Annotated in this window: 1 protein-coding gene; it reads right to left on the minus strand. The window is 63.1% G+C overall.

What is annotated here, in order from left to right:
- Positions 1-883: sarcosine oxidase subunit beta family protein (locus tag EN750_RS36495; protein ID WP_127399429.1), on the minus strand; the 883-nt coding region annotated here is incomplete at its 3' end.
- Positions 884-925 lie beyond the last annotated feature (42 nt).

A 925-nucleotide genomic window follows, 5' to 3' on the forward strand; every position in this document is an offset into this window, starting at 1 on the left:
AGATGAGGCCGCCCTTGTCCGACTGCGACATGTAGAAATGGCCCATGCCGAAGGTGACGACGGTATCGATGAAGGGTTTCAGCGATTCCGTCACGAAGGCCTGCAGCACATGGCTCTCGATCGGCATCGTCTCGATGCCGGCCATCTGCATGACCCGTCCGGTGCTGCCGGCGACCGCCACGGCCACCTTCCTGGCGCGGATGTCGCCGCGCGACGTGGTGACGCCTGATATACGGTCGCCATCGCGCAGAAAGCCGGTGACCTCGCAATTCTCGATGATGTCGACGCCACGCCGGTCGGCGCCACGCGCATAGCCCCAGGCCACCGCATCGTGGCGGGCGGTGCCGGCGCGGCGCTGCATCAAGCCGCCGACCACCGGGAAGCGCGCGCTTTCGGAGACATCGAGCGCCGGGATCAGACGTTTGATCTCAGCTTTCGTCATCAGTTCGGCGTCGACGCCGAGATGGCGCATGGCGTTGCCGCGCCTTGCATAGTCGTCGAACTGGGCCGGCGTGTGCGCTAGGTTCAGGCAGCCGCGCTGCGAGAACATGACGTTGTAGTTGAGCTCATGCGAGAGGTTCTCCCACAGCTTCATCGAGTGTTCGTAGAAGCGGGTGTTGGCCGGCAGCAGGTAGTTCGAGCGCACCGCCGTGGTGTTGCGGCCGACATTGCCGGAACCGAGCCAGCCCTTTTCCACAACGGCGACATTGGTGATGCCGTGTTCCTTGGCAAGATAATAGGCGGTCGCCAGCCCATGACCGCCGCCACCGATGATGATGACGTCATAGGACGCCTTCGGGTCAGGCTTGCGCCATGCCGGCTTCCAATCCTTGTTTCCCTTGAGCGCGTTCGCGAGCAGCGAAAAGGCCGAGTACTCTGCCATTGATGTCATCCGGTTCGGGCGATGCGGCAGACTATAGAGCAG

The sequence above is a fragment of the Mesorhizobium sp. M7A.F.Ca.ET.027.03.2.1 genome, assembly GCF_003999175.1.
Taxonomy (GTDB): Bacteria; Pseudomonadota; Alphaproteobacteria; order Rhizobiales; family Rhizobiaceae; genus Mesorhizobium.